General features: G+C 74.0%; 26 protein-coding genes and 1 pseudogene. 11 read left to right on the forward strand and 16 right to left on the reverse strand.

Annotated features, from left to right (window positions below; all coding sequences use genetic code 11):
- Positions 1-80: 80 nt before the first annotated feature.
- Together PSED_RS25140 and tal are read right to left on the reverse strand one after the other, a co-directional pair.
- A complete protein-coding gene (locus PSED_RS25140) occupies positions 81-674 on the reverse strand; it encodes a Dps family protein (RefSeq protein ID WP_013677048.1) in 594 nt (197 codons plus the stop codon).
- Positions 671-1,870: a transaldolase gene (gene tal, locus PSED_RS25145; RefSeq protein ID WP_013677049.1), complete on the reverse strand. Its 1,200-nt coding sequence runs from the start codon at positions 1,868-1,870 to the stop codon at positions 671-673. Before tal ends, PSED_RS25140 begins: the two co-directional genes overlap by 4 nt.
- A gap of 747 nt (positions 1,871-2,617) precedes the next feature.
- Between tal and PSED_RS25150 the strand changes: the two genes are divergently transcribed.
- Entirely contained in the window at positions 2,618-3,295 is a 678-nt protein-coding gene (locus PSED_RS25150) for an antibiotic biosynthesis monooxygenase family protein (RefSeq protein WP_013677050.1), read from the forward strand.
- Positions 3,296-3,411: 116 nt separating this feature from the next.
- Here PSED_RS25150 and PSED_RS25155 read toward each other — a convergent pair whose 3' ends face one another.
- Positions 3,412-4,134 (reverse strand): TetR/AcrR family transcriptional regulator, encoded by a 723-nt coding sequence (locus PSED_RS25155; protein WP_083845285.1) that lies wholly within the window; start codon positions 4,132-4,134, stop codon positions 3,412-3,414.
- 263 nt (positions 4,135-4,397) lie between these two features.
- On the opposite strand from PSED_RS25155, the gene PSED_RS25160 reads away from it, so the two are divergent.
- Entirely contained in the window at positions 4,398-5,069 is a 672-nt protein-coding gene (locus PSED_RS25160) for a TetR/AcrR family transcriptional regulator (protein WP_013677052.1), read from the forward strand.
- An 85-nt stretch (positions 5,070-5,154) separates the two neighbouring features.
- Here the strand turns inward: PSED_RS25160 and PSED_RS25165 are convergent, their stop codons facing one another.
- Positions 5,155-5,979, reverse strand: coding sequence for an SDR family oxidoreductase (locus PSED_RS25165; RefSeq protein WP_013677053.1), 825 nt, complete (start codon positions 5,977-5,979; stop codon positions 5,155-5,157).
- A 122-nt stretch (positions 5,980-6,101) separates the two neighbouring features.
- On the opposite strand from PSED_RS25165, the gene PSED_RS25170 reads away from it, so the two are divergent.
- Positions 6,102-6,413, forward strand: a complete 312-nt coding sequence (locus tag PSED_RS25170; protein WP_013677054.1) for a TfoX/Sxy family protein — start codon at positions 6,102-6,104, stop codon at positions 6,411-6,413.
- 23 nt (positions 6,414-6,436) lie between these two features.
- On the opposite strand, the gene PSED_RS25175 is transcribed toward PSED_RS25170, so the two are convergent.
- From PSED_RS25175 to PSED_RS25195, 5 genes are all read right to left on the reverse strand, one after another.
- Positions 6,437-7,360 (reverse strand): LysR family transcriptional regulator, encoded by a 924-nt coding sequence (locus tag PSED_RS25175; protein ID WP_013677055.1) that lies wholly within the window; start codon positions 7,358-7,360, stop codon positions 6,437-6,439.
- 105 nt (positions 7,361-7,465) lie between these two features.
- A complete protein-coding gene (locus tag PSED_RS25180) occupies positions 7,466-7,786 on the reverse strand; it encodes a putative quinol monooxygenase (RefSeq protein ID WP_013677056.1) in 321 nt (106 codons plus the stop codon).
- Positions 7,787-7,941: 155 nt separating this feature from the next.
- Positions 7,942-8,667, reverse strand: coding sequence for a hypothetical protein (locus tag PSED_RS25185; protein WP_013677057.1), 726 nt, complete (start codon positions 8,665-8,667; stop codon positions 7,942-7,944).
- A gap of 67 nt (positions 8,668-8,734) precedes the next feature.
- The gene (locus tag PSED_RS25190) at positions 8,735-9,862 is read right to left on the reverse strand and encodes an alpha/beta hydrolase (RefSeq protein ID WP_013677058.1); all 1,128 of its coding nucleotides are present in this window, start codon (positions 9,860-9,862) and stop codon (positions 8,735-8,737) included.
- 34 nt (positions 9,863-9,896) lie between these two features.
- Positions 9,897-10,901 carry a CobW family GTP-binding protein gene (locus PSED_RS25195; RefSeq protein WP_013677059.1) on the reverse strand — a complete coding sequence of 335 codons (1,005 nt, stop codon included), beginning with the start codon at positions 10,899-10,901 and terminating at the stop codon, positions 9,897-9,899.
- A 70-nt stretch (positions 10,902-10,971) separates the two neighbouring features.
- On the opposite strand from PSED_RS25195, the pseudogene PSED_RS25200 reads away from it, so the two are divergent.
- The 4 genes and pseudogenes from PSED_RS25200 to PSED_RS25215 form a co-directional block, all read left to right on the forward strand.
- Positions 10,972-11,403: pseudogene (locus PSED_RS25200) on the forward strand (SRPBCC family protein); the annotation flags it as partial.
- 139 nt (positions 11,404-11,542) lie between these two features.
- Positions 11,543-12,505, forward strand: a complete 963-nt coding sequence (locus tag PSED_RS25205) for a carbohydrate kinase family protein (RefSeq protein ID WP_013677061.1) — start codon at positions 11,543-11,545, stop codon at positions 12,503-12,505.
- Positions 12,506-12,889: 384 nt separating this feature from the next.
- A complete protein-coding gene (locus PSED_RS25210) occupies positions 12,890-13,321 on the forward strand; it encodes a cupin domain-containing protein (protein WP_013677062.1) in 432 nt (143 codons plus the stop codon).
- A 45-nt stretch (positions 13,322-13,366) separates the two neighbouring features.
- Complete coding sequence (locus PSED_RS25215) at positions 13,367-13,933, forward strand: DUF1707 SHOCT-like domain-containing protein (protein ID WP_013677063.1); 567 nt, start codon at positions 13,367-13,369, stop codon at positions 13,931-13,933.
- Between the two features lie 25 nt (positions 13,934-13,958).
- Here the strand turns inward: PSED_RS25215 and PSED_RS25220 are convergent, their stop codons facing one another.
- From PSED_RS25220 to PSED_RS25245, 6 genes are all read right to left on the reverse strand, one after another.
- Positions 13,959-14,981 (reverse strand): PHP domain-containing protein, encoded by a 1,023-nt coding sequence (locus tag PSED_RS25220; RefSeq protein ID WP_013677064.1) that lies wholly within the window; start codon positions 14,979-14,981, stop codon positions 13,959-13,961.
- Positions 14,982-15,015: 34 nt separating this feature from the next.
- Positions 15,016-16,536: a CYTH and CHAD domain-containing protein gene (locus PSED_RS25225; RefSeq protein ID WP_013677065.1), complete on the reverse strand. Its 1,521-nt coding sequence runs from the start codon at positions 16,534-16,536 to the stop codon at positions 15,016-15,018.
- Positions 16,537-16,574: 38 nt separating this feature from the next.
- Positions 16,575-18,047 carry an FAD-binding oxidoreductase gene (locus PSED_RS25230; protein WP_013677066.1) on the reverse strand — a complete coding sequence of 491 codons (1,473 nt, stop codon included), beginning with the start codon at positions 18,045-18,047 and terminating at the stop codon, positions 16,575-16,577.
- A 10-nt stretch (positions 18,048-18,057) separates the two neighbouring features.
- Positions 18,058-19,002 (reverse strand): NAD(P)/FAD-dependent oxidoreductase, encoded by a 945-nt coding sequence (locus PSED_RS25235; RefSeq protein WP_013677067.1) that lies wholly within the window; start codon positions 19,000-19,002, stop codon positions 18,058-18,060.
- Between the two features lie 243 nt (positions 19,003-19,245).
- The gene (locus PSED_RS25240) at positions 19,246-20,193 is read right to left on the reverse strand and encodes an o-succinylbenzoate synthase (protein WP_267939108.1); all 948 of its coding nucleotides are present in this window, start codon (positions 20,191-20,193) and stop codon (positions 19,246-19,248) included.
- A gap of 23 nt (positions 20,194-20,216) precedes the next feature.
- Positions 20,217-21,698 carry a flavin-containing monooxygenase gene (locus PSED_RS25245; RefSeq protein WP_013677069.1) on the reverse strand — a complete coding sequence of 494 codons (1,482 nt, stop codon included), beginning with the start codon at positions 21,696-21,698 and terminating at the stop codon, positions 20,217-20,219.
- A gap of 68 nt (positions 21,699-21,766) precedes the next feature.
- Between PSED_RS25245 and PSED_RS25250 the strand changes: the two genes are divergently transcribed.
- From PSED_RS25250 to PSED_RS25265, 4 genes are all read left to right on the forward strand, one after another.
- The gene (locus PSED_RS25250) at positions 21,767-22,378 is read left to right on the forward strand and encodes a TetR/AcrR family transcriptional regulator (RefSeq protein WP_013677070.1); all 612 of its coding nucleotides are present in this window, start codon (positions 21,767-21,769) and stop codon (positions 22,376-22,378) included.
- 23 nt (positions 22,379-22,401) lie between these two features.
- Complete coding sequence (locus PSED_RS25255; RefSeq protein WP_013677071.1) at positions 22,402-23,148, forward strand: siderophore-interacting protein; 747 nt, start codon at positions 22,402-22,404, stop codon at positions 23,146-23,148.
- A 78-nt stretch (positions 23,149-23,226) separates the two neighbouring features.
- Entirely contained in the window at positions 23,227-23,970 is a 744-nt protein-coding gene (locus tag PSED_RS25260) for a response regulator transcription factor (RefSeq protein ID WP_013677072.1), read from the forward strand.
- A complete protein-coding gene (locus PSED_RS25265) occupies positions 23,967-25,487 on the forward strand; it encodes a sensor histidine kinase (RefSeq protein WP_013677073.1) in 1,521 nt (506 codons plus the stop codon). The genes PSED_RS25260 and PSED_RS25265 overlap by 4 nt, the downstream gene beginning before the upstream one ends.
- Here PSED_RS25265 and PSED_RS25270 read toward each other — a convergent pair.
- On the reverse strand, positions 25,463-26,476 hold the full coding sequence (locus PSED_RS25270; protein ID WP_013677074.1) for an undecaprenyl-diphosphate phosphatase: 1,014 nt from the start codon (positions 26,474-26,476) through the stop codon (positions 25,463-25,465). The two genes, PSED_RS25265 and PSED_RS25270, sit on opposite strands and share 25 nt — an antisense overlap.
- Between the last annotated feature and the right edge of the window lie 4 nt (positions 26,477-26,480).

Below are 26,480 nucleotides of genomic sequence, written 5' to 3' on the forward strand. Positions count from 1 at the left end.
CGCGCGCGGCGGCCGGTCGAACACGGAGCCCGGTCGGCACCGGGCCGCGCGGCGCTCCGTGCAGCCGTGACGGTGGATCGTCAGATGCGCACGAGGGGGGTGTCGACCAGGTGCTCGGCCAGGAACCAGCACTGCAGCTCCCCGGTACGGATGACCTGCGAGACGAGCAGGTCGTTCGTTCCGTCGTCGCCGAGCTCGGCGCTCTTGGCGGCCGCCTTGTGGGCGTCGACCAGGATCTGCTCGTGCGCGTCCAGCAGTCTCGAGAGCATCGCGGGAACCGGCTCGACGCCGTCCGGCGGTCGCGGGATGTTGCTCAGCTCGGCTGCGTGTCGCGGATCGCCCACCGCCACGGCGCCGAGGCTCTGGACGCGTTCGGCGATCGTGTCGACGAGGGCGAGCTGCTCGCCGGCATGCTTGTCGAGCAGCAGATGCAGCTGGTAGAAGGTCGCTCCGCGGACGTTCCAGTGGCTCTTCTTGTAGAGCGCGTAGAGGATCTGCGTGTCCGCCAACGTCCGGTTGAGCTTCTCCGCCGCGTACATGCGCGCGTCGTAGGACAGGCCGAGGGGGAACTGCTTGACGGTGCCGAACTTCTGGATCTCTCCCCCGCCGTGCTGATGCAGGGACGGCTGGCTCGACGACGAGACCTCCTGTGTCCCGTCCTGGGTGGCGGTCATGTGCTCAACTCCTCTGAATCTCGGGTCGTGCGGGTGGTCGACGCCGTGGGCGTCGGCGGCCGGGTGAACCGCTGTCTCGTCGCTTCCGCGAGGGCTCGCCCGACGGTGTCGTGCAGTTCGGCCCACGAGTGCGCGAACCGATCGACACCGTCGCGTTCCAGGAACGTCAGGACCTCGGCGAGATCGACGCCCGCGGCGGCCACCGCGTCGATGACCTCCTGGGCCTGCGCCGCGTCACCGGCCGCGCTCTGCCGGTCGTCCGGGCCGCGCACCACGCCATGGTCGGCGAAGGCCCGCAGCGTCGCCTCGGGCATCGTGTTCACCGTCCCGGGCAGGGCGAGCTCGCTGACGTACATCGTGTCGGGGTAGGCCGGGTTCTTCACCCCCGTCGAGGCCCACAGTGGTCGCTGCACGCGAGCTCCCGCGGCCTGCAGGCGCTCCCAGCGCGGGCCGGTGAACGTCTCGCGGAACGCCTGGTACGCCAGTCGCGAGTTCGCGACACCGGCCATGCCCCGTAGCGCGAGCGCGTCGTCCGACCCGATCTTGTCGAGGCGCTCGTCGACCTCGACGTCGACCCGGGAGACGAAGAAGCTCGCAACCGAGTGGATTCCCGACAGCGACGTGCCGTGGTCGAGCGCTCGCTCGAGTCCGGCCAGGTAGGCGGCCATGACCGCCCGGTACCGCGCCACCGAGAAGATCAGCGTGACATTGACGTCGACCCCGAGTGCGAGTGCGTCGGTGATGGCCGGGAGGCCGGCCCTGGTCGCGGGGATCTTCACCGACAGGTTCGGGCGGCCGACCGCTCGCACGAGGCTCACCGCATCGACGACCGTCGCCTCACGGTTGCCGGCCAGTGCGGGGTCGACCTCCAGCGAGACGCGCCCGTCCACCCCGGCGGTGGCCTCCCAGACCTCGCGGAAGAGATCGCAGGCCTGCTGGACGTCCGCGACCACCAGCTGTCGAACCGCGTCGCCGACCGTCACCCCGGCGCGCGCGAGTTCCCGGATCTCCGGGGCGTACGGCTCTGGACGGGCCAGCGAGGCCGCGAGGATGGTCGGGTTGGTGGTCACACCGACGATGTGGCTGTCGTCGACGAGCCGACGGAGGTGGCCGTCGACGAGGTGGGCACGGGTGAGGTCGTCGAGCCAGATCGAGACGCCCGCCTCGGTGAGCCCGGCCAGTCGGTCATCTGCCACGAATGCTTCTCCTCTGGGCTCGCCTCGGTGCCCGGACTCTCACGGCGACGGCAGCGGGGCCACGGAGCCGAGGCGTCCGGGTGAACCCGGCCGTGCGAGGCCCGTGGCCCCACGGACTCCTCGTCGCTCCCCGCTGCTCCTGTCGATCTTCCATCCGGATGAGGGCCTCAGGTGACGATGAGCTGACCGCCTACTGGACCATATCGTCCAGCACTGAAGTGCTCGGCTGACACCCCACGACCTGGGCCTCGTGTGGCGCGAATCGTGACACCCGCACATCCTCCCGTCAACGGCACGGGCCGCCCCCGCCCGAGCAATACCGCTCTCACCTGCTGAAATGATGCCGACAGCGTCTCATCACACACCGGGACGGACGACTTGACACAGGGCTCCACATCGCCCGACCCCGCCCACCTTGCACGCCCCTGCCAGGAGTCCCCGCTCCGAACGGACGGATTCCCTGGACCAGATGACCCACAAAAGGGTCCCGGTTCGGTCGGCGGCGATCGACCGCCCGTGGCGGCTCGGACGGCCGTCACCACTTCACCGCGAGTCCGATGTTGCGTTGCGCTGCGGCGCATCGGGTCCGAGATGCTCGGATGGTCACGTCAGCGTGCAGGCGCTCTAGACTATATGGTCTAGTCTGCTCCGGTTCGGAGGGCGTCGCGCACGCGGGTGGGCGCACCTGAACGAGCACACGTTCCCGGACGCCGAGGCCCGGGCGAGAGCTTCCCCACCAGGAGGGACATGTTCGCGGTGCTGTTCGAGGCCCATTCGCGGCCCGACCGTCGGGACGCGTACGCGGAGCTGGCGAGGCTGCTCGACGGCGATCTGCGCGAGAACCCCGGCCTCGTCGACCACGACCTCCACCGGAGCGTGATCCGGCCGGGCTGGATGCTGTCGCTCTCCACATGGGAGGACGAGAAGGCGCTCGTCAGGTGGCGGACGCACCCGAACCACCAGCTGGCCCAGGCACGGGGTCGCAACGAGATCTTCGTCGACTACACCGTCCGGACCGGCGAGCTCACCCGCGACACCGGGATACCCGGCAGCGGGGTGCTCCGCGAGCAGCGGTTCGACGAGACCACCGCGGGCGCCGGGAACACCGTCGTGCTCGTCGGCCCGATGGAGCCGAGCTGTCCGCCCACCACGCCCGACGCGGGCGAGATCGCCTCGCGCCTCGGTCTCGACCTGGAGGCGGACGGGCTCACCTCCTGGGACGTCTACGAACACGTGGAGAACCCCGGGATGCTCCTCGTCCGGACCGTGTGGCGCGACCAGGCCGCCGCCGCGGATTTCGAATCGGCGGCAGTGTTCCCCGGCAACCCGCGCATCCGCCGGATCCGGATCGTCCGCTACTTCAGCATGTACAACCGCGGCGAGGCCCCCCAGTACTACCCGGACCACCCGGACCACCCGACCTGACCGTCCACCGCCGCCCGCGAACCGCGGGCCGCCCGGGACGCCCGACCGGATCCGGTACCGGGTCCTCCCGGGCTCGGCATCCCCCTCACCGTCCTCACCGGTGGCGGCCCGGCTGCTCACGGATCCCGGTTCGTCGCCGCCCCCGTCGACAGCGACCGTCCCCGGTCCCGGGACCGAGGGGCGCCGGCTGCGCCCGGGGCACGTCCCGCCGCCGGCGGGGCGGCGCGGGGGAGGCTGCCGAGCGCGAGATCGAGGGCCGCCTGCAGCGGCTCCGCGCCCCGCACGGCCTGGGCGAGGATCAGACCACCCTGGAGCGCCGCGACGATGCCGGCGGCGAGCTCGCACGGATCGGCGCCGCCGTCGAGCTCACCGTGCTCCTGCAGCCGGTGCAGCCCGGCGGCCAGGTACGACTGCCAGGTGCGGAACGCAGCGTCGAGCGCGGCCCGCAGGCCGTCGGACCGGTCCGCCAGCTGGGTCACCAAAGAGCCGAGCAGGAGCCCGCTCTCGCACCTGCGCGCGCCGCCCAGCTCGACCATGTCCTCGGCCCAGGCATACAGGTCCGCCAGGGACGCCACGTTCAGCAGCAGCGAGCGTTGCCGACCGAGCACGGCGGCGACGTGGAGGTCCACGACGGCGGAGACCAACGCGTCCTCGGCCGGGAAGCAGCGATACACCTGCGACCGGCTGACACCCGATGCGGCGCAGACCCGCTCGACGCTCATCCCCGCGACCCCGAGCCGGGAGACGACCTCCGACGCGGCCCGGACGATTCGGACGCGCGACGCTGCGGAGCGGCGAGCCTCCTCCAGGGGTCGCCCCTCAGGTTCCTCCCTCGACACGCACGGATGTTAGCCAACCCGTACCAGCTGGTCTATTTCGACGGGTGCCTCGCATCGGGCGGGCGGCGGCCCCACCGAGCCGCGCACACGTGCCGCCGGACCCGATCACCGGGGTCGGAACGCCGTCCGGGCCGACCCGGCCGATATGCGCCCTGCGACGGCGAGCAGCCGCGGTCGCGTTCTGAGCCGAGCCGCTCTAGACTGATCAGTCCGTAGTGCGCGAGCGGAGTTCACGATCAAGTCCTCACGCTAGGATCGAGTCCGTGACGAGTGCCGGAGCGACGAGTGCCGGGGCCGAGCCTCCCCTGCGGCGTCTGACCGCCCGCGGTGCCCTCACGCGCGACCGCATCGTCCGGGCCGCGGCCGACCTCATGCACGCCAACGGTGTGGCCGGCACGACCATGGACCAGGTCGTCGAGGCCTCCGGCACCAGCAAGTCACAGCTCTACCATTACTTCGACGACAAGGACGCCCTCGTCACCGCGGTGATCAAGATGCAGACCGCACGGGTGATGCAGGTTCAGGAGCCCCACCTCGAACAACTCAGCTCGCTGCAGGGCCTGCGGCGCTGGCGCGACGAGATCGTCCGGTTCGTCGACGAACGGCACGGCGCGAACGGCTGCGCGATCGGCTCCCTCGCCACCGAGCTGTCGGACCGGTCCGAACCGGCCCGGATCCTGATCAACGCGGCGTTCCAGAGCTGGGAGTCGTACCTCACCGCCGGGATCTCCCGGATGCAGGAACGCGGCGAGATCGACCGCACCGCCGACGCCGCCACCCTGGCCACCGGCATCCTGGCCGCCTACCAGGGCGGATACCTGCTCTCACAGGCCCGGCGCAGCGCCCAGCCGATGGCGCTGGCGCTCGACCTCGCGATCCGCAACGTGGAAGCGCTCGCGCTCGAGCAGAAGCCTGCATCGGGCGCGGTGAGCTGACAGCGTCCCCGAGGTGGCGGCCGGCACGCTGCCGCCGGACCTCGCGAGTGGCGATGGTCGCCATGGCGACCATCGCCACGCACGGTCAGCCCTGGGCCTCGATCGCGATGGGCTGCCACTCCCGCCACGTCGCGAGCCGCGACTCGTAGTCCTTCTCCGCGACGCCCAGCGGGGACTCGCCGAAGAACACACGCAGCGGCGGCTGCTCGGCGTCGACGACCTTGAGGAGCGCCGCGGCACTGGCCTTCGGGTCACCGGGGGTGCCGAGGCGTGCCCGCCGGGCCGCGGCGACCTCCTCGTGGAGCGCCGCATAGGCCGGGTGGGCCTCCGAGTGCCGGGACGACGGGCCGGACCAGTCGGTGGCGAAGCCACCCGGCTCGATCAGCGTGACGTGGATGCCGAACGGCGCGACCTCCTGCGCCAGCGACTGGCTGAGCCCCTCCAGCGCCCACTTCGACGCATGGTAGGCCCCGACCAGCGGGAACGCGCTGATTCCGCCGATCGACGAGACCTGCAGAATGTGGCCCGACCCCTGCTCGCGCAGGAACGGCAGTGCCGCCTGGGTGACCCAGAGCGCGCCGAACAGGTTGGTCTCGAGCTGGGCGCGGACCTCGGCCTCGGTGAGCTCCTCCACGAAGCCGAAGTGCCCGTAGCCCGCGTTGTTGACGACGACGTCGAGCCGGCCGAACCGCTCGTGCGCGGCGGCGACCGCGGCGAAGGCGGCGTCGCGGTCGGTGACGTCGAGGGTGATCGGGAACAGCCGGTCGCCGTACTTCGTGGCGAGATCGTCGAGCGTGGCGACGTCGCGCGCGGTCGCGGCCACCGAGTCGCCCCGCTCCAGCGCGGCGATCGCCCACTCGCGGCCGAAGCCGCGGGACGCGCCGGTGATGAACCAGACCTTCGCAGCCATGAGATGCCTCTCTCCGGATTCGGTGTCTCCTCCGGTCAGCAGCGGCGCGCCGACAGGTGTTCCGGGCGCGGCGGTGACCCGGATCGCTTGACGGACGCGCGCGGTCCCGGTCTGCTGCCCCGGTGGACGTCCTGCTGCTCGACCGACTGCGAGCCCTGTTCGCCGGGCGCACGGACGTCGTCGAGAAGCCGATGGTGGGCGGCCGGTCCTTCGTCGTCGACGGCCGGATGTGCTGCGGCGCCACCACCGGTGGACTGATGGTCCGTGTCGGGCGCGCGGGTCGCGACGCGGCGCTCGCCGAGCCGCACGTGCAGCCGCTGCGCATGGGGCGGCGGACCGTGGCGGCGTTCGTCGTCGTCGCACCGGAGGCCGTCGCGGACGACGACGACCTCGCCGCGTGGGTCCGGCGCGCGGAGGACTCCCTGCGCGGCTGACGCGTTTCGCCCCTTCGGGAGCCCTACGGGACCGCCTCCTCCAGCCGGCGGCCGATGTCGGCACCGGTGACGACGTCGACCAGCGCCTCGGCGACGATCGACGCGGGCACCCGGTCGGGCACGATCAGCCCCACGACGGGCCGCGGGCGGATCTCGGCCAACGGCCGCGCGCACATCCCCGCCGGGACACCGAACGCGTGCAGCCACGTGTGCGCGACGATGCTGGCCAGCCGTCGCGCCGCGACGTGCGCGTAGAGCCCGTCGACGCTGTCGGCCTCGACGACGGGGGCGAGCCGCTCGCCCACGGCGGCCATGGTCGCGTCGAGGATGCGGCGGTTGCGCATCGACGGCGGCAGCGCGCACAGCCGCAGCTGTGCGGCGGCCTCCCACGTCACGACGTCGTTCTCCGCCTGCGGGTCGTCCTCGCGCAGCAGGAGCAGGTAGCGCTCGCGGTAGAGCTCGACGCGCCGGGTGCCGGGCGGCGTCTCGTCGTCGAGGTAGGTGACGCCCGCGTCGAGCTCGAACTCGGTCAGGCGCCTGCTGATCTCGCGCGACGGCAAGGCCTCGATCCGCACCCGCGCGAGCGGGTTGCGCCTGCCGAACAGGTCGGTGATCAGCGGCGTCGCCGGGATCGCGGTCGGGATCGCGCCGATCCGGGCGGTCGCGGTGAGTCCCCCGCGCATCCGGTCGAGGTCGGTGTAGAGGGCGTCGCGCTCGGCGAGGATGCGGTGCGCCCAGCCGAGCACCCGCTCGCCCTCGTCGGTGAAGCCTTCGAACCGCCTGCCGCGCAGGACGATCACCGCGTCGAGCTCGGACTCGAGTTTGCGGATCGCGGCCGACAGCGTCGGCTGGCTGACGTGGCACGCGGCCGCCGCGCGGCCGAAGTGCCGCTCGCGCCCGAGGGCGACGAGGTACTCGAGCTGCCGGATGAGCACGTCGCCGGGCACGGCGCGATCATAGATGCTGGCTATGACCGTCCGGCCGGCGCGCCATCCGGTCGGCGGGGCCAGCGCCCCGGATCGCTCCGGGTGCGGCGGACCCCGCCGGCGGCGTCACTCGGCCGGGGTGACCTCGGCCATGTCGTTCCAGCCCTCGAGCTCCTGGTAGATGATCTTCGGGCGCTCGGCGACCATGTAGGGCATCCACTCGAAGAACTTCTTGACGTGGTCCATCCCGACGTGGGCCGACCCCGCGTCGGAGTCCACGAACGACTCGATGATCGCGAACTGGTTCGGGTGCTCGGTGCTCTCGAAGTACTCGAAGGAGATGCAGCCCGGCTCGGCGTTGACGTCGGCCGTGTACTGCTTGATCCCGGCGAGCCACTCGTCACGCTTCTCGGGGCGGATCTTCGCCTTGAGCGCGATGAAGATCATCGGATGAGGCTCCTTTACCGCTCGGAGGTTGCCGGCATGCGCCGGCCGTCGGGGAGGACCGTAGCGCCCGCCCCGGGCACCGGCGAGGCCGAAATCCTCGCTCCGTGACGATCTCCGCCATTCGCGCGCAACGTCCCCCGACCGGGTCTGCGCGCTCAGGCGCAGCGCAGCCGCGCGGTCAGCAGGTCGGCCCGGCTCCGCAGCGCCACCGCCCGATCGGCGTCGGTGACCGCCGTCTCCACGGCCCACGTGACGTCGCCCGCCGGCGCGGCCGGGACGCCGACGAGGTCGAGCTCGCCGGCGATCTCGGCCAGCTCGGACAGGAGGTCGCGGGCGGCGCGAGGGTCGATCCTGGGTTCCGGACCCACGGCTGCCCACAGCAGCGCACCGAGGCAGCGCTCGGGATCGACGAGCCCGGACCGGAACGCGCGGCTCTCGGCGACACTCGCGGCGAGCACGCAGAGCCGCCACGTGTCGGGGTCGGTGGTGTCGGTGACGGTCCGGCTGTAGACACGCGAGCCGGTGAGCGCGCGGTAACGCCGCTCCGGGCCCGCGACCACGTGCAGCAGCCACAGCAGCAGCGCGGCCAGCACCGCCCCGGCCAGCACCCCGCCCACGAACGACGCCAGCCTCCACCACCCGTCCCCGACCGCGACGGCGGCGACGAGCCCCGCGGCACCCATCAGCGCGAGTGTGCCGCCGGCGGGCACCCGGTCGTCGACGAGCGTGCCGTGGTCGTCGATCGACCAGCGGGTCCCCTCGACGATCCGCGGATCGAACACGACGAATCCGCGCCGGGTCCGGACGAGCGTGGGGAGCGCCGCGTTCGGGGTCGTCGGTGCGTCGTCGTGCGTCCGGGCGGGGGCCCCGGGTCGTTCCATCGTGCTCGTCCGTTCCGCATGCAGCTTGTCGAGTGTCCACCCCGCTATCGCGGGCGGCGGCCGGGTGTTAGCCCACCGCCCGGGTGATGCGCTGCACGACGGTGGGAACGCCGTCGCGGCCGCCCTCACGAACGGCCAGCGACAGCCCCGCGCGGACCGCGCTGGCGGCGTCGAGCGTCGCGTCCCGGGCGGCGGCGCTCACCGCGGTGAAGCTCGCGTATCCGTGGACGAGCCCGGAGAACCGCCTGGCCAGGGTGGGTACACCGGCCTCGCGCAGCCGCTCGGCGAGCTCCTCCCCCTCGTCGCGCAGCGGGTCGAAGCCGGCCGTCGCGAGGTAGACCGGCGGCATGACGTCGAGGTCGTCGGCGCGCAGGATCGCGCCGCGGGCGTCGTCGTCGGGGATGCCCTCGGGAAGGTAGGCCCGCTCCAGCTCCATGAGGTACTCGGCCGTCAGCCCGAATCCGCTGCCGAACAGCTCGCGCGAACCGCCGGAGCGCTCGGCGTCGGTCGCCGGGTAGAGCGCGACCACGAACGACGGCACGGGGCGCCCGGCCCGCGCCTGCTCGTGGGCGACGACCAGCGCCAGGTTGGCCCCCGCGCTGTCGCCGCCGACGGCGAGCAGGTCGGGGTCGGCGCCGAAGTCCGCGGCGTGCGTCGCGACGTGGTCGAACGCGGCGATCGCGTCGTCGAGCGCGGCCGGATAGGGGTGCTCGGGGGCGAGCCGGTAGTCGACGGACAGCAGCCGCAGCTGCGACTGCGCGGCGAGCAGCCGGCACAGCGGATCGGTCGAGTCCAGGCTGCCGAGGACGAACCCGCCGCCGTGGTAGTAGACGATCATCCCCGACGTCGCGGGCACCGCGGGCGGCACGTACAGCCGCGCGGCGATCGTCCCGTCGCCGCCCGGGAGCACGAGGTCGCGGGTCTCGATGTCGTCGGGCGCACCGACGGCGACGATCTCGGCCGCGAAGTCGGCCTGGCGGCGCTGCTCGGCGAGGGCGGCCTCGCCGAGATGGTCCTCGTTCTCCGACGACAGCAGCTCGCCGACCCGGTTCAGCAGCTGCAGGTCGAGGTCGAGCTGCTGGTCGTCGATGCACACCGGCGGGCCCGCGACCAGGCGCTTGAGCGGACGCGGAAGTCCGAACACGACACGCAACGCCAGACGCCACGCCCGCAACCGGGCCCACTCACGGACCATGCCCGCAGGTTACTCCCGGGTATCGGACGCGGGCTCACCTCTGGAAGGTGTACCTCAGCACAGCGAGCATGTCGTCGGACCCGGCGGGTTCGTCGCGTTCGCAGGCCCGCAGCGCGGTGTGCAGGGCGTCGGCGTCGACGCCGGAACCGATGAACTCCAGCCCGGTGCGCCGGGGGACGTCGCGGGGCCACGGCGTGCGGTCGAACCGCAGGTAACGGCCGACGGCGTGCAGCCCGAACCGCTGCCGGTGCCCGGGCACACCGAAGTCGACGAAGCCCTTGACCCGGTAGGTGCCCGCGGGGCGGCGGTCGAGCAGCTCGACGAGCAGCCGCGGGTCGATCGGGCGGTCGCTGACGAACTCCACGGACTCGTAGGCCGTGTGCAGGTGGCCGTCGTGGCCGTCGGCGGCGCCGCCGGCGAGCATCAGCTGGCGGCCCGGGACCGTGTGGATGTCGTAGAGCAGGCCGGGGTCGACGACCCCGTGGCTCGCCGGGACGATCGGCGCCCGCGCGTTGACCTCCCGGCACAGCCGCCGCACCCGCCACAGCTTCGCCGGGTCGACGCGGTCGGCCTTGTTCAGTACGACGAGGTCGGCCAGGCCGACGTGGCCGTCGATCTGCGGGTGCCGGGTGCGGGTCGCCTCGAACTCGACGGCGTCGACCACCTCGACGAGCCCGCCGAACGTCGTGCGCGGGGTGCCCGCCGTGAGCACCAGCTGGACGAGTGCACCCGGCTCGGCGATGCCGCTCGCCTCGATGACGATCACGTCGACCTCCGACGAGGGGCCCGCGAGCTTCTCCAGCAGCGGCCCGACACCCTCCTCCCCGACGGCGCAGCACAGGCAGCCGTTGCCCAGCGGGACGACCCCGTCGGCCTGGCCGCCGACGAGCATCGCGTCGACGCCGATGCTGCCGAAGTCGTTGACGACCACGCCGATCCGCACGTCGGCGCTGTGCGCGAGGAGATGGTTGAGCAGCGTCGTCTTGCCCGCGCCGAGGAACCCGGCGAGGACGAGCACCGGGATCCGGCCGCCGCGCATCGGGCATCCCTATCACGTGCGCGGTGATCCGCTGTGCGTCCACCCGGCCGGGAGCGGCAGGATGTCGCGCATGGCCGACGTCACCGCCAGCGCGACACGCTCGATCTCCGCCCCCGCCTTCCGGATCCGGCGCATGCTCGCCGACTACGAGACGGTCCGCCCGCGGATCCTCACCGACCACTTCCGCGACTACGTGCTGCACAGCGGCACCGTGGGCGAGGGCACGGTCGCGGGCTGGACGCTGCAGGCGACGAGCAAGCGTGTGCGCGAGGTCGTCGTCGACGTCTCGCTCCCGATGCACGACAAGATCGTCGAGACCGACCGCAACTCGACGATGGTCACGACGTGGAAGGTCACCCCCGGCCCGCCGGTCACCTGCACGGTCACGGTCACCTCGACGTGGCAGGGCGCGGGCGGCATCGGTGGCTTCTTCGAACGGCGCTTCGCCCCGAAGGCCCTCGGCGAGATCTACGACGGTGTGCTGGCCAACCTCGAGCGGCTCGCGGCCGAGGAGCCCGAGGCCGACGCCAAGGGCGCCGAGGCCACGGGAGCCACCGGTTCCCCCGACACCGACGGCGCCGCGGCCGACGCGGGCGGCGAGTCCGACGAGACCGTCGAGCGGGCCGACCAGGACTGATCCGGTGACCACGGCGCGCGCCGGCATCGTGGCCGTCGCGGGCGAGGCGCTGGTCGACATCGTCCCGGCACCCGTCGACGGCTACCACGAGCTCGTCCCGGGCGGCAGCCCCGCGAACACCGCCGTCGGTCTGGCGCGCCTCGGTGTCCCCGTCCGGATGCTCGCCCGGCTGGCCGACGACCCGCTCGGGCGCCGGCTGCGCGCCCACCTCGCGCGCAACGGCGTCGACCTCTCACACGTCGTCGCGGCGGCGGAGCCCTCGTCGATGGCGCTGGTGGAGGTCGACGAGCAGGGCGTCGCGAGCTACGACTTCCGCGTCGCCGGGACTGCCGACTGGCAGTGGACGGCCGCCGAGCTCGCGGGCGCGCTCGACGGGCCGGTCGTCGCGGTGCACACCGGCTCGCTCGCGACGACGACACCGCCCGGCGCGGCGGTGCTGCGCGACCTCGTGCGCCGGGCGGCCGCCCGGGCGACGGTCAGCTACGACCCGAACTGCCGGCCGCTGCTCATGGGCGACCGCGAGGACGTCCTCGCGGGGGTGCACGAGCTCGTCGGGCTCGTCGACGTCGTCAAGGTCAGCTCCGAGGACCTGGAGTGGCTGCTGCCGGGCATGTCCCCCGCGGACGTGCTCGACGACTGGGTCGCGCGCGGCGCGGCCCTGGTCGCCGTGACGCTCGGTGCCGACGGAGTCCTCGCCGCCACCGCAGGCGGCCTGCGGACGCGGCTGCCGGGGCGGCCGGTGCACGTGGTCGACACGGTGGGTGCGGGCGACACGTTCTCCGCCGCGCTGCTGGCCGGGCTGCACGACGCGGGCCTGCTCGGAGTCGACGCCCGACCGGCGTTGCGCGCCATCGGTCCCGACGTGCTGCACGAGGTGCTCGACGGCGCCGTCCGGGCCGCGGCGATCACCTGTTCCCGGCGGGGCGCCGACCCGCCGACGGCCGCGGAGCTCGCCGCGGCGCACTGAGCGCGGAGCCGGCCGCGGCGCGCTGAGCCGCGGACGTGCCGGCTGCGCGTCGACACGCCGGGCGGTGCGACGACGGTCCTCGCCGCGCCGGAGGCGCGGGGAGAGGGCCGTGAGCGGCGGCGGGCGGCCCCAGATTCCTTTCGCCCGCCGCCGCTCACGAGTTCGTGGGGTCCCGGGTGGTCCGGCACGGATGCGGCGACGATCCCGACGAAAGCGACGTCGTCACCACATGCACCTCCCGTCCCGTTGACCACCTCATTCCACCGCAGATCGTGAACACCATCGAACCTTGTCGCTCGTTCGTGTGCCCTCGATCGTGGGGACTCCCACCTCGGCTTGCGGCGTTCGGCGACGTTGGGTAACCGTGTGCGCGAGACTGACGTCGTGTCCGCTCCCGCGCTCGCCACCCTGCTCGGCCTGGCCCCGCACCCGGAGGGCGGCTGGTACCGCAGGACCTGGACCGCACCGACGACGACATCCACGCCGCACGGTCCGCGGCCCTCGGCCACCGCGATCCTCTACCTGCTCGACGACGTCTCGGCCTGGCACCGGGTCCGCTCGACCGAGCTGTGGTGCTGGCACTCGGGCTCACCCGTCGGGCTCGCGACGGGTGGGGACGGGCCGGGCCCCGGCGCGCCGGTCGAGACCGTTCTCGGCCCGCCCGGCGCCGCCGCGGGCACGCTCCCACAGCGTGAGATCCCGCCGGGTGTGTGGCAGACCGCGCGGCTGCTCGGGGCCGAACCCGCGCTCGTCAGCTGCGTCGTCTCCCCCGGATTCGACTTCGCGGACTTCGAGCTCGCACCTTCCGCCTCATGATCGTCTCCGGGCAAACCGGACATCGCCGGGTCTAGGGTGACGACCATGACGGTCGCGCAGCCTCCCGAGCCGACACCTCCCGAGTCCCTCGACCCTCAGCGCCGCAGCACGCAGGCGCAGCTCGAACGGGCCGTGGGCGAGGGCAGACTGACCCTCGACGAGTTCACCGACCGCGCCGCGCTGGTGTGGAAGGCCCAGAACCCCGGCGACCTCGACGCCGTCGTCGCGGACCTGCCCCCGGCGCCGGTCGTCGGGTCGGCCTCGCCCGCCCGGTCGACGCTCGTCAGCGTCATCGGCGACATCCGCCGCCGTGGCCGGTGGGCGTTGCGGCGCAAGACGACCGCCGTCCTGCTCATCGGGGACGTCGAGCTCGACCTGCGCGGCGCCGTCGTCACCGAGCAGGGTTCGGAGCCGGTGACGGTGGACGTGTGGTCGATCATCGGCGACACCGACATCGTCGTGCCCGAGGGGGTCGAGGCCGAGCTGGTCGGCTTCACGCTGCTCGGTGACCGCCGGGTCGACCTGGCCCCGGTCCCGCGCGTCCCCGGCACGCCGACAGTTCGAATCCGCGTGTTCTCCCTGCTCGGCGACGCGAAGCTCCGCAGCAGCTGAGCCACCGCGGAGTGACGGCGGGTCGTCAGGAGCGGGCGGCCACCAGGTCGTCGGCCGTCCAGGTGTTGCGGATCCGCGCCGGGTCCACGCCGCACGCCACCGCCCGGGTGACGCCGTTGTCGAGCCAGTCCAGCTGGCCGGGCGCGTGCGCGTCGGTGTCGATCGTGAACTCGCAGCCGGCCTCGACGGCCAGCCGCAGCAGCCGCTTCGGCGGGTCGAGCCGCTCGGGGCGGGAGTTGATCTCGACGGCGACACCGTGCTCCGCGCACGCCGCGAACACCTCGGGCGCGTCGAACTCCGACTCCGGACGCTTGCGCCGGCCCGTGACCATCCGGCCGGTGCAGTGGCCCAGCACGTCGACGAGCGGGTTGGCGACGGCCGCGAGCATCCGGGCGGTCATCTCCGGCTTCGCCATCCGCAGCTTGGAGTGGACGCTGGCGACGACGACGTCCAGCCGCTCCAGCAGATCGGCCTCCTGATCGAGGGCGCCGTCCTCGAGGATGTCGACCTCGATGCCGGTGAGCACCCGGAAGCGGCCGTCGAGGCCGGCGTTCAGCTCGGCGATCTGGTCGAGCTGGGCCCGCAGCCGGGCGGCGGACAGCCCGTTGGCGACGGTGAGCCGCGGCGAGTGGTCGGTGATCACGAGGTAGTCGTGGCCGAGGTCGATCGCCGTCTCCACCATCTCGGCCAGCGGCGAGCCGCCGTCGGAGGCGTCGGTGTGGGAGTGGCAGTCGCCGCGCAGGGCCTCGCGCAAGGTCATCGCCGCCTCGTCGAGCGGAGTGTCCTCGGTCGCGCGCAGCCGCCGCAGGTAGACCGGTTCCTCCCCCGCGAGCGACTCCTCGACGCAGCGCGCGGTCACGTCACCGACGCCGCGCAGCCGGACGAGCTCGCCCGACTCCGCGAGCCGGGCCAGCTCCTCGACGGACCTGCGGCGCAGTACGGAGGCCGCGCCGCGGAACGCGCGCACGCGGTACGTCGACTCGTGCGCGCGTTCCAACAGGAACGCGATGCGGCGCAGATCGGCGACCGGGTCGCGGGGCTCGCTCACGGGCGCGATTGTGCCGTGCCCGGCGACCGCGCGGTCAGCGCAGCCAGCGGCGTGCCTTCTTCTTCCACGCGGTGTCCCACAGGCCGGGCAGCTGCGCCTCGACGAGCGTGGCCGCCGCCTGGTCCCGGCCGTACAGCAGACCGAAGGTGAAACCGTTGTCGCCGCCGGCGTGGGCCTGCGCGCCCAGCTCGCGCAACACGGTCCGCGCGACGACGGAGTCCTGGTGCTCCCCCAGCGCCTTCTGCATCCCCTTGAGCCCCTTGGCGAACCGGGCGACCTGCTTGCCGGGCACGGCGGGCCGGGCGACCTCCGTCGCGTAGCGCAGCCGCTTGGCGTCCTTGCGGACCCGGTGGATGGCCTCGTCGACCGGATCGGCCCGCATGTGCGCCACCGCCTTCTCCAGACGACGGGCCGAGCGGGCCGCGACCTTCGGCAGCTCCTTCTTCGCGGGCCTGCGCGCCCGCGCCGAGAGCGGTGGATCGGCGAGCAGGTCGTCGAGCGCCGTCCGCATTGCGGCGTACCCGGGCCCGTCGAGCTCCGCCAGCACCGCCGCACGGGCCTCGGCCTCGACGCGGGCGAAGTGCCGGGCGACCTGGGCCTGCACCGGGCCGAGCACGAGAGCGGGGTCGAGCTCGTCGATCGCGTCGCTGATCCGCTTGCGCAGCACCTCGGCGTCGCGGGCAGGCGCGAGGGTGCGGCCGAGCTCGCGCAGCCCGTCGACGAGCGGATCGGTCCGGGCGCGGTCGAGCAGCGGGCGGTAGGCCTGCAGCGCACTGCGGAGCCTGCGGGCGGCGATGCGCATCTGGTGGACCGCGTCGTCCTCGTCGCGGCGGACGCGGATGTCCTGCGTCGCGAGCGTGTCGACCTGCCGCGCCAGGTGGTCGACCAGCACCGCACCCGCGGTGCCCTTCTTCCCGCGACGCACCCGGCGCGGCCGGGCAGGGGCGAGCAGCTCGTCGAGCCGGTCCTGCGCGGCGGGCTCCGCGGGCTCGGCCCCCACGTCGGCGAGCCGCCGCTCCAGCTCCGCGGCGAGCACCCCGCCGCGCGCGGGCGGGTACAGGGTGAACTCCGTCCAGGTGTCGACGGTCGTCGAGTCGCCGAGCGTCGCCACCGACACCTCCTCCCGGTCGAGCGCGGCGCGCGGCGATCCGGAGGCGAGCAGCCGCGTCGTCGTCCGGACGCGGCGGACGCGGGCGACCGGGCGCAGCGGCCGGTCCCGGCGCACACCACGGACGAGCTCGTCGAGCTCGCCGGGCGGCTCGTGCGGGTCCGCACCCTCGACGTCGGGCGGCGTCGCGGGCAGCCGGATGACGTCGTCCTCGCCGGGCAACGTCAGCCGCCACTGCGCCGCGCCGGGCTCCGACGCCAGCTCCAGCCGGATCCCTGCCGCCGCCAGGCGGAGGTCGTCGGTGTCGTACCGCTGCGTCTCCGTGACGACGGCCGGCTCGGCGGAGACGCTGACCCCCCGCAGCCCGGTGAGCCCCGGCGCCCCGGCCCCGGCGGGGGCGCGGAACGTGCGGACAGCGGTCGCTGAGGTGTCGGCTGCGGTGCCCATACCTCAGCGTGCCCCTCCCGGCGGCCCGCTAACCAGGCCTATCCGACGACTTTCCCGGGATTGAGGATGCTCAGCGGGTCGAGCGCGGCCTTGATGGCCCGCTGCATCGCCAGCACCTGCGGCGACTGCTCGCGGCGCATCCCACCGCGCTTGAGCAGGCCGACGCCGTGCTCGCCGGACACCGTCCCACCTCGGGCGATGGCCGCGTCGATGATCTCCTCGAAGGCGGCCTGGGCGCGCCGTCGGGCCTCGTCGTCCCCCTGCTCGACGATGATCAACGGGTGCAGGTTGCCGTCCCCGGCGTGCGCGACGTTGGCGATGAACGTGTCGTGGCGGGCTCCGATGTCCTGGACCTCGGCGAGCATGTCGGCGAGCCGGCCGCGCGGGAGGCAGACGTCCTCGGTCAGGACGGCGTCGGCCCGCTGCTCCAGCGCCGGGTAGACCATCCGCCGGGCCTCGAACAGCGCGTCCGCCTCGACGGCGTCGGTCGAGATCACCGCGTCCTTCGCCCCGCACGCCTCGAACGCGGCGAGGATGCCCTCGGCCTCGGCCGTCGCGGCGGGCTCGGGCAGGTCGGTCTGGGCCAGCAGCAGCGCGGCGGCGTTCTCGGGCAGACCGGCGTTGCGCCACTCGTTGACCGCCTGCAGGCTGTGCCGGTCGATCAGCTCGAAGATCGCGGGCTGCAGTCCCGCGGCGGTGACGGCCGCGACCGCGGCGCCGGTGTCGGCCAGCGAGTCGAAGAAGCCGACGACGGTGCGCGGCGGGGTCGTGCGCAGCGGCCGCAAGCGGACCGTCACCTCGGTGACGACGCCCAGCGTCCCCTCCGACCCGACCATCAGGCCCGCGAGGTCGTAGCCCACGACGCCCTTGGCGGTGCGCCGCCCCACCCGCACGACCTCGCCCGCGGCCGTCACGACCTCGAGCGCCAGCACGTAGTCACGAGTCACGCCGTACTTCACGCAGCAGAGTCCGCCCGCGTTGGTGGCGACGTTGCCGCCGATCGTCGACCAGGGCGCGCTGGCGGGGTCCGGCGGGTACCAGAGGTTCTGCTGGGCCGCGGCGGCGCGCAGGTGGTCGTTGACGACGCCGGGCTGCACGACCGCGAGCCGCTCCGCCGGGTCGATCTCGACGATCTCGTTCATCCGCTCGAGGCTGAGCACGATGCAGCCGTCGACGGCGTTGGCGCCGCCCGACAGCCCGGTACCCGCCCCGCGCGGCACCACGGCGACGCGATGCCGCGCGCAGCTGCGCACCACCGCGGCCACCTCGTCGGTGCTGCGGGGGCGGACCACCGCGGCCGGCGTGCCGTACTCGGCCCACTCGGCCTCGTCGTGGACGTACGGGCCGATCGTGTCCGGGTCCGTGAGCAGCCGGTCCGCGGGCAGCGCGGCGTGCAGCTCATCGAGGACCGCCTGCGCCGCGGGGTCGGCCGCGAGGGCCGCGAGCCGAGCGGGCCGGTCGTCGCCGAACGGCCGGTCGAGCGGGGAGACGGGCTCGGCTGTGTGCACCATGGCCCCGACGCTACGGCGACGCGTGTCGACGGGCCAGCTCCCGGCCGAGCAACGTCCCCGACCGCCACGCCGTCTCGATGCGCGAGCTGCCCCAGCCGTCGCCCGCGAGCGCGACGCCGTCGCTGCCCAGCAGGAACGGCACGTCCCGGTCGCGCTCCGGGGCGGCGGAGCGCCATCGGTACGCGCGGGTCCACACCGGTGCGCCCCGCACGTCCAGCAGCTCGCCCACCGCCTCGACGACCTCGGGGATCCCGGCGTCCGGATCGGACTCGTGGCGGCGGGCGACCTCCGCGGTCGAGTGCGCGACCAGCACCGGGGCGGCGTCGCCGCGGCGGTTCCCGTCGTCGGCGACGAGCGACACGACGGGATGGCCGTTGACGAACGCCGCCGGCAGCTGCGGCCAGGTGCGCTCGGCGAACCCCGCGACGACGGTGAGCACCGGCCGCCACGGCCGTCCGCGGACCGCGGCGTAGGCCTCCGTCGCGTGGTCGAGGATGCGGGCCGCCTGCGGGTCGGGCATCGCGAGGACGACGGTGTCGGCCGGCCGCCCGTCGACCGTCGGGCCCGGTCCGACGTGACGCACGGTGCGGCCCAGCTCCACCGGCACGTCACGGGCGAGGTGTTCGACCAGGCTGCGCAGCCCCCGCGGCGCGGCCCAGCGCACCGGCCCCGGTGAGCGACCGGGCCGGACGCCGCCGAGGACGGTGAGCTCGACGGTCCACGGGCGGGCCAGGCCCGCCGTGCGCCACCGCCCGACGACCTGGGCGAACTCGGGGTCGCGGACCGTGAAGTACGCGGCGCCGGTGTCGACCGCCCGGCCGTCGACGGTGCAGGTGGCCATCCGGCCGCCGACGTGGTCCGCGCGGTCGAGCACGCGCACCGGAACCCCTGCCGCCACCAGCTCGGTGGCGCAGGCGATCCCGGACAGTCCCGCCCCGACGACCACGACGGACATGACCGGCGAGCCTACGACCGCCGGACCGCTCGGGTGAACCCCGAAGCGCGGCGGTTGCCGGCCCCGGCCGAGCACCCGCGCGCAACCTCACCGCTCCCCCGGGCCGCTGCGCGAACGGTGAGGTTGCGGCCGGCTGATTGCGCGACCTCACCGCTCCGTCCAGCGGCCCGGCCGACAGTGAGGTTGCGGCCGGCTGGTTGCGCGCACCGCCATCGCTCCGGTGCGCCGCCGGCGCGTCGACGCTCAGGCGGTGACCCGCGCGGACACGCGGGCGAGCCGGGCCTCCCACCACTGCGTGCGCCGCGCGTCGGCGGCGAGGGCGGTGCGGCGCACCGGCTCCGGGGCCCGGCGCAGCACCGGCAGGTGCCCGTCGACCGGGCGGAGCGGGTCGGCCACGACGTCGTCACGCAGCAACGCGACCGTCCCCAGCCCGCAGGCGAAGTCCAGCTGCGGCAGCGCGGCGGCGAGCGCGATCTCGGCCGCCAGCCCGACGCTCGTCTCCAGCGCCGAGGAGACCACGCACGGCAGGCCGCACGCCTCGGCGACGGCCAGCGCCCGGCGCACCCCACCGAGCGGCGCGACCTTGAGGATCGCGACGTCGGCGGCCGCGGTGACGTCGACGGCCAACGGGTCGTCGGCGCGGCGGATGGCCTCGTCGGCGGCGATGCGCACGTCGACCCGGCGCCGGACCGCGGCGAGGTCCTCGATCGTCGGACACGGCTGTTCGACGTACTGCAGCCCGCCCGCCGCCCGGTCCAGCGCCCGGATCGCGGCCACGGCCTCGTCGACGTCCCAGCGCGCGTTGGCGTCGACCCGCACGGCGCCGCCGGGGCCGAGGGCGTCGCGGACGGCGGCGACGCGCTCGAGGTCGGCGGCGAGCGAGCCGGGCTCGTCGGCGACCTTGACCTTGGCGGTCGCGCAGCCCGAGGCGCGCACCATCTCCTGCGCCCGCTCCGGCCCGACGGCCGGGACGATGCAGTTGACGGGGACGCGCTCGCGCACCGGCTCGGGCCAGCCGTCGTGCGCCGCCTCGTGCGCGGCGGCGAACCAGGCGGCGGCCTCGGCGTCGTCGTACTCGGGGAACGGGCAGAACTCGCCCCAGCCCGCGGGCCCCTCGACGAGCATCCCCTCCCGGACGGTGATGCCGCGGAAGCGCGTCGTCATGGGGATCGCGTAGGTGAAGGCACGCACGCCGTCGACGGTAGTAGCGGCACTCACAGGAGGAGGTGGTCGGCCGGGTCGATGCGGCGGGTGCGGCGGCGGTAGGTGAACGTCGTGCCGGGCCAGAGGGTCCGGTTGCGGCCGTGCTCGTCGAGGTACCAGCTGCCGCAGCCACCCTGGCTCCAGACGGCCTTCTCGAGCTTGGCCTGGATCGCGGCGTTGTACTCGTCCTGCCGCTCACGAACGGTGTCGATCGCCGTGGCGTGGTGCCGGTCGAGGGTGTCCATCGCGTCGAGCACGTAGCGGATCTGCGACTCGATCATCAGCACCATCGAGCTGTGGCCCAGCCCGGTGTTGGGGCCGGTGAGCAGGAACATGTTCGGGAACCCGGCGACGGTCGTGCCGAGCAGGGCCTCCATCCCGCCGCGCCAGGCGTCGCCCAGCTTGGCGCCGTCGCGGCCGGTGACCGTCATGCGGCTCAGGCCGTCGGCCACCCTGAAGCCGGTCCCGAAGATGATCGTGTCGGCGGGGTGCTCGACCCCGTCGGCGGTGACGACGCCGGTCTCGGTGACCCGTTCGATGCCCGCCGTCTCGACGTGGACGTTGTCGCGGCGCAGCGCCGGGTAGTAGTCGTTGGACAGCAGGATCCGCTTGCAGCCGATCGTGAAGTCGGGGGTGACCTTGGCCTTGAGCTCGGGGTCGGCCGCGAAGGAACGGTCCAGGTAGGCGCGCCCGAGCCTGCCGACGACGCCCATCAGCCGCGGGTGGAGGAACCCGGCGACGAGCGCCTCGTGCCGCCAGTAGATGCCGGTGCGGGCGAGCTTCTGCAGGAACGGGAAGCGTCGGTAGCGCGCGCGGGCGGCCTCGTCGATCGGCTTGTCGCCCTTGGGCAGCACCCAGGGAGCCGTGCGCTGGAACAGGGTCAGCGACGCGACGTCGGGAGCGATGGCGGGCACGAACTGGATGGCGCTCGCGCCGGTGCCGATGACGGCGACGCGCTTGCCCCGCAGGTCGTGCGAGTGGTCCCACCGCGCGGAGTGGAAGGCGGTGCCGGCGAAGCGGTCGAGACCCTCGATGTCGGGGATCGCCGGGTCGTGCAGCGCACCGGTGCCGAAGACGACGAAGCGCGCGCGGATCGTCGTCCCGTCGAGCAGGCGCACGTCCCAGCCCTGCCCGTCCCACTCGGCTCCGGTGACGTGCGCGCCGAAGCGGATGCGGTCGCGCAGCCGGTAGTGGTCGGCGACGTCCTCGAGGTAGGCGCGGATCTCGGGCTGGCGCGCGAAGGTGCGGGTCCACTCCGGGTTCTGCCGGAAGCTGAAGGAGTAGAGGTGCGACTCGACGTCGCACGCGCAGCCCGGGTACTCGTTGTCGCGCCAGGTGCCGCCGAGCGTGTCGCCCTTCTCCAGGATCAGGAAGTCGCGACGGCGGGCCGCGTCGAGCTCGACGGCGATGCCCAGCCCGGCGAACCCGCTGCCGACGATGACGGTCTCGACGGTGGCGACCGCGCCCGCGGCCACCGCGCTGCCCTCGCTCATGCACCCTCCCTCGCTGTTACCGCCGGTAACTTACCACCGGTAACTTAGAACCGGTAGGGTCGGCGGCCATGGAGACCCGCACGCCCCGGCGCCGCGTCGCCCGCGCCGAGCGCGAGCGGCAGATCCTCGACGCGGCCGTGTCGGTCTTCTCCCTGCGTGGGTACCAGAACGCCTCGATGGACGCGGTGGCCGAGGTCGTCGGCGTGACCAAACCCGTGTTGTACAGCCATTTCGGCTCCAAGGAGGGGCTGCTGCTCGCGTGTGTCGCGCGGGTGCGCACCGAGCTGCTCGACGTCACCTCCGCCGCCGCGGCGGCGGCCGACGGCCCCGAGGACATGCTGCGCCGCGGCACCCTGGCCTTCTTCGAGTACCTCGACGCCCAGAAGCCCTCGTGGTCGCTGCTGTACTCGGAGGCGTCGGTCTCGCAGGCCGCCGCGGCCGCCCTGGAGGAGATCCGGGCCCAGCAGACCGACTTCATCGCCGGGATGCTCGCCGCCCAGGCCCCGGACGCGGCGCCGCAGCGGCTGGCCGGATGGGCGCACGTCATCGTCGGCGCGTGCGAGCGCCTCGCGCTCTGGCGCGGGTCGGCGGCCGACGGGGGTCCGCGGATGTCGCCGGCCGAGGCGACCGAGTACCTCATGGACCTCGTCTGGACGGGCCTCGCACACCGCCCGTCGTAGACCCCTCGGCAGAATGTCCGGCGATGACGACGACGGCACCCCGGCTGCTGCAGGTGCGGCGCAGCGCACGGATCACCCCGCGGATGATCCGCGTGACACTCGGCGGCGACGAGCTCGCGGGCTTCCCCGGCGACGGCCCCGACCGCCGGATCAAGATGTTCTTCCCCGTCGAGGGCCAGGACCGCCCGGCCGTGCCGCGGGCGAGCACGGGCGGGCCGGTCTGGCCCCCGGGCGAGCCGCGGCCGACGATCCGCACCTACACGGTGCGCCGCTTCGACCCGGCCGCCGGCGAGCTCGACGTCGACTTCGTCCTGCACGAGGGCCACGGTCCCGCCGCGGCCTGGGCGCGCGCCGCCGAGCCCGGCGCCTGGGTCGGCGTCTCCGAGCCCGGCGGCCGCTGGGAGCCCGACCCGGCCGCACGGTTCCACCTCGTCATCGGCGACGAGAGCGCACTGCCGGCCGTCGCGACGGTCCTGGAGGAGCTCGCCGGGTTCGCCGGACCGGTCGTCGCCTTCCTGGAGGTCGCCGACGCGGGCGAGGAACAGGCGCTGCCGCCGAACGCGGAGGTCGTCTGGGTCCGCCGCGGCGACGCGGCGCCGGGCGAGCCGCTCGTCAGCGCGGTCCGGGCCGCGACCCTGCCCGACGGCGACGGCCAGGCCTGGCTCGCCGGCGAGTCCGGCGCGGTCCGCGACCTGCGCCGGCACCTGCTCGACGACCGTCGTCTCGACCGCCGCCGCGTCTACGCGACGGGCTACTGGCGCGCCCGCTGACGGACCGGGCGACGGTCGCACAGGGAACCCACAGACTTCCCCCAGCAGCGTCACAGTCGCGCGCGCGATCGTGGCCGCATGACCGGGGTGAACGAGCAGGTCGCCGGCCGACTGCAGCGTGCCGACGGCAGTGCCGTGCGGGTGCTCGTCGTCGACGACGAGGCCACGCTGTCCGACCTGCTGGGAATGGCGTTGCGCTACGAGGGCTGGGACGTCCGCACCGAGGCCGACGGGGCCTCGGCCGTGCGTGCGGCCCGCGAGTTCCGCCCCGACGCCGTCGTCCTCGACGTGATGCTGCCCGACCTCGACGGCCTGGAGGTGCTGCGCCGCATGCGCGCCGACACCCCGGACGTCCCCGTGCTCTTCCTCACCGCGAAGGACGCCGTCGAGGACCGGGTCGCGGGCCTGACCGCGGGCGGCGACGACTACGTGACCAAGCCGTTCAGCCTCGAGGAGCTGGTCGCCCGGCTGCGGGGGCTGCTGCGCCGCTCCGGGATGACCGCCGCGCAGCAGGGCTCGGAGCTGGCCGTCGGCGACCTGACGCTCGACGAGGACAGCCACGAGGTCCGCCGTGGCGACGTGGAGGTCGACCTCACGGCCACCGAGTTCGAGCTGCTGCGCTTCCTGATGCGCAACCCGCGCCGCGTGCTCAGCAAGGCGCAGATCCTCGACCGCGTGTGGCACTACGACTTCGGCGGACAGTCCAACGTCGTCGAGCTCTACATCTCCTACCTGCGCAAGAAGATCGACAACGGCCGGGCACCGATGATCCACACCGTCCGTGGCGCGGGCTACGTGCTCAAGCCCGCGTCCGGGGAATGACCCCCCGCGCGGCCCCGCGCTCGCTGCGCGCGCGGCTGGTCGCCACGGTGCTCGTGCTGCTCACCGCCGCTTTCCTCGTCATCGGCCTGGCCACGACGATCGCCGTGCGCCAGTTCATGATCCGCCAGCTCGACGACGACCTGCGCTCGGCGGGCCAGCGCTTCTCCCGGTTCCAGGACCAGGGCCCGCCACCAGGCCCGTCGCCCGACCGCAACGACGTCTTCCTCGGACCCGCGCAGGAGCCGCGGACGCTGGGCGCGCACGTCGTCGCCGGGCGGGTCGTCGAGGCACTCGTGACCGACAAGGGCGGGACGACCCTGCCGGTCGCCACCAAGGACTACGCCGCGCTGGAAGCACTGGTCCCGACGGCGCAGCCGACGAGCGCGTCGCTCTCGATCGGCACCTACCGGCTCTCGGCGTTCCCCAGCCCGGACGGCGGCTTCCTCGTCATCGGACTGCCGCAGGCCCGCGCGGAGTCGGTCGTCGACGGGCTCATCCTCATCGAGGTCATCGTGCTCGGTGTCGCGCTCGCGGGCGCAGGCGTCGTCGGCGCGATCCTGGTCCGCCGCGAGCTGCGGCAGTTGGAACGGGTGGCCGAGACCGCCGAGACGATCAGCGCGCTGCGGCTGGACCGCGGCGAGGTCGAGATCGTCGAGCGCGTGCCGGAGATCGACCCACGGACCGAGGTCGGCAAGATGGGCGCGGCACTGAACCTGATGCTGGACAACGTCGGCGGCGCCCTGGAGGCCCGCCAGGACAGCGAGATGAGGCTGCGCCGGTTCATCGCCGACGCGAGCCACGAGCTGCGCACTCCGCTCGCCGCCATCCGCGGCTACGCCGAGCTGACGATGCGCTCCCCGCTCAGCCCCGACGCCGAGTACTCGCTGGTGCGCATCTCCTCGCAGGCCGAGCGGATGACGACGCTCGTCGAGGACCTGCTGCTGCTCGCCCGGCTCGACGCGGGCCGGCCGCTGGACCGCGCACCCGTCGACCTGACCCGACTCGTCCTCGACGCGGTCAGCGACGCGCACGCCACCGGGCCCGAGCACTCCTGGCGGCTCGCCCTGCCCGACGAGCCCGTCTCGACCGTCGGCGACGCGTCCCGGCTCAGCCAGGTGCTGGCGAACCTGCTGGCCAACGCCCGCACCCACACCCCGCCGGGCACCGAGGTCACCGTCGGGCTCGCGACCGACCCCGGCGACGGCGACGCCGTGCTCACGGTCACCGACTCCGGCCCGGGCATCCCACCCGCGCTGTTGCCGCACATCTTCGAGCGGTTCGCCCGCGGTGAGCGGTCCCGCTCGCGGGCGGCGGGTAGCACCGGTTTGGGGCTCGCGATCGTGCACGCGGTCGTCGCCGCCCACAACGGGTCGGTGCAGGTGGACAGCGTGCCGGGGCGCACCCGGTTCACCGTGCGGCTGCCGGCCGGCCCGCCTGCGGACCTGCCGCCGGCCGGCCCGCCGTGGCCCGTCGCGATCGCGCCGCCGGGCGGTCAGCCGGCGAACAGCCCGAGGTAGACCAGGCTGCCCAGGCCCGCGACGACGCAGTACACCGCGAACGGGCGCAGGGTTCCGGTGTGGAACCAGCGGCTGAGGAACCGGGCCGACAGGTACGCCGCGACGCCCGCGACCAGGCTGCCGACCAGCGCGGGACCGAGGACGGGGCGCTCGGCCGCGGTGAACAGGCTCGGCATCTTGAGCAGGCCCGCCGCGAGGATGACCGGCGTCGCCAACAGGAACGCGAAGCGGGCGGCGTCGTCGTGGCGCAGGCCGCGGCGCAGGGCCGCGACCATCGTGATGCCCGAGCGGCTGATGCCGGGCAGCAGCGCGAGGCTCTGCGCGCCACCGACCACCAGGGCGTCCCGCCAACCCAGCCGCGAGACCCGGGCGTCGGACCGGTCCTCCGCCGACACGGCCGTGGCCACCCCGGCGCGGCCCGGCGCCACCGCGTGCATGGGCAGCGTCGGCTGCGCGGAGAAGTCGACGGTGGCCCCCTGCGGCGCGGCCGCGTCGTCGGACGGTGTCGGGGCGGCGGCCGAGTCGTCGGCGGCCGCGCGGCGGCCGCGTTCGACGAGCCAGAGCACCAGCCCGTTGACCGCCAGGAACAGCGCGGCCGGGATCGGCTTGCCCAGGACGTCGCGCAGCGGGGCCTCCAGGATCAGTCCGGCGATGCCGACGGGGATCGTGCCCAGCACGAGCAGCACCCCGATCCGGGCGATCGGTGAGGTGATCCGCCTGCGGCGCAACGACTCCCAGAGGCCGCCGACGATCCGCACCCAGTCGCGGCGGTAGTGCACGACGAGGGCCAGCGCCGTCGCGACGTGCATCGCGACCAGTACCGCGAGGTACGGCGAACCGGGCCGGGTGACCGACAGGTCGGTGGCCCAGTGGCCGCCCACGAGCGCCGGGACCAGGACGCTGTGCCCGAGGCTCGAGACCGGGAACAGCTCGCTGACACCCTGCAGGGCGCCGACGACGACGGCCTCCAGGTACGAGATGGTCGACATCGCT

The sequence above is a fragment of the Pseudonocardia benzenivorans CB1190 genome (assembly GCF_000196675.2).
GTDB lineage: Bacteria > Actinomycetota > Actinomycetes > Mycobacteriales > Pseudonocardiaceae > Pseudonocardia > Pseudonocardia benzenivorans.

Bases quoted from the DNA above. Each gene is read 5' to 3' on its own strand.
- PSED_RS25185 (WP_013677057.1), bottom strand. From the start codon at position 8,667: ATGGAACGACCCGGGGCCCCCGCCCGGACGCACGACGACGCACCGACG.
- PSED_RS25215 (WP_013677063.1), top strand. From the start codon at position 13,367: ATGACGGTCGCGCAGCCTCCCGAGCCGACACCTCCCGAGTCCCTCGAC.
- PSED_RS25260 (WP_013677072.1), top strand. From the start codon at position 23,227: ATGACCGGGGTGAACGAGCAGGTCGCCGGCCGACTGCAGCGTGCCGAC.
- PSED_RS25140 (WP_013677048.1), bottom strand. From the start codon at position 674: ATGACCGCCACCCAGGACGGGACACAGGAGGTCTCGTCGTCGAGCCAG.
- PSED_RS25245 (WP_013677069.1), bottom strand. From the start codon at position 21,698: ATGAGCGAGGGCAGCGCGGTGGCCGCGGGCGCGGTCGCCACCGTCGAG.
- PSED_RS25250 (WP_013677070.1), top strand. From the start codon at position 21,767: ATGGAGACCCGCACGCCCCGGCGCCGCGTCGCCCGCGCCGAGCGCGAG.
- PSED_RS25255 (WP_013677071.1), top strand. From the start codon at position 22,402: ATGACGACGACGGCACCCCGGCTGCTGCAGGTGCGGCGCAGCGCACGG.
- PSED_RS25225 (WP_013677065.1), bottom strand. From the start codon at position 16,536: ATGGGCACCGCAGCCGACACCTCAGCGACCGCTGTCCGCACGTTCCGC.
- PSED_RS25230 (WP_013677066.1), bottom strand. From the start codon at position 18,047: ATGGTGCACACAGCCGAGCCCGTCTCCCCGCTCGACCGGCCGTTCGGC.
- PSED_RS25235 (WP_013677067.1), bottom strand. From the start codon at position 19,002: ATGTCCGTCGTGGTCGTCGGGGCGGGACTGTCCGGGATCGCCTGCGCC.
- PSED_RS25190 (WP_013677058.1), bottom strand. From the start codon at position 9,862: ATGGTCCGTGAGTGGGCCCGGTTGCGGGCGTGGCGTCTGGCGTTGCGT.
- PSED_RS25165 (WP_013677053.1), bottom strand. From the start codon at position 5,979: ATGGCTGCGAAGGTCTGGTTCATCACCGGCGCGTCCCGCGGCTTCGGC.
- PSED_RS25180 (WP_013677056.1), bottom strand. From the start codon at position 7,786: ATGATCTTCATCGCGCTCAAGGCGAAGATCCGCCCCGAGAAGCGTGAC.
- PSED_RS25265 (WP_013677073.1), top strand. From the start codon at position 23,967: ATGACCCCCCGCGCGGCCCCGCGCTCGCTGCGCGCGCGGCTGGTCGCC.
- PSED_RS25270 (WP_013677074.1), bottom strand. From the start codon at position 26,476: ATGTCGACCATCTCGTACCTGGAGGCCGTCGTCGTCGGCGCCCTGCAG.
- PSED_RS25150 (WP_013677050.1), top strand. From the start codon at position 2,618: ATGTTCGCGGTGCTGTTCGAGGCCCATTCGCGGCCCGACCGTCGGGAC.
- PSED_RS25195 (WP_013677059.1), bottom strand. From the start codon at position 10,901: ATGCGCGGCGGCCGGATCCCGGTGCTCGTCCTCGCCGGGTTCCTCGGC.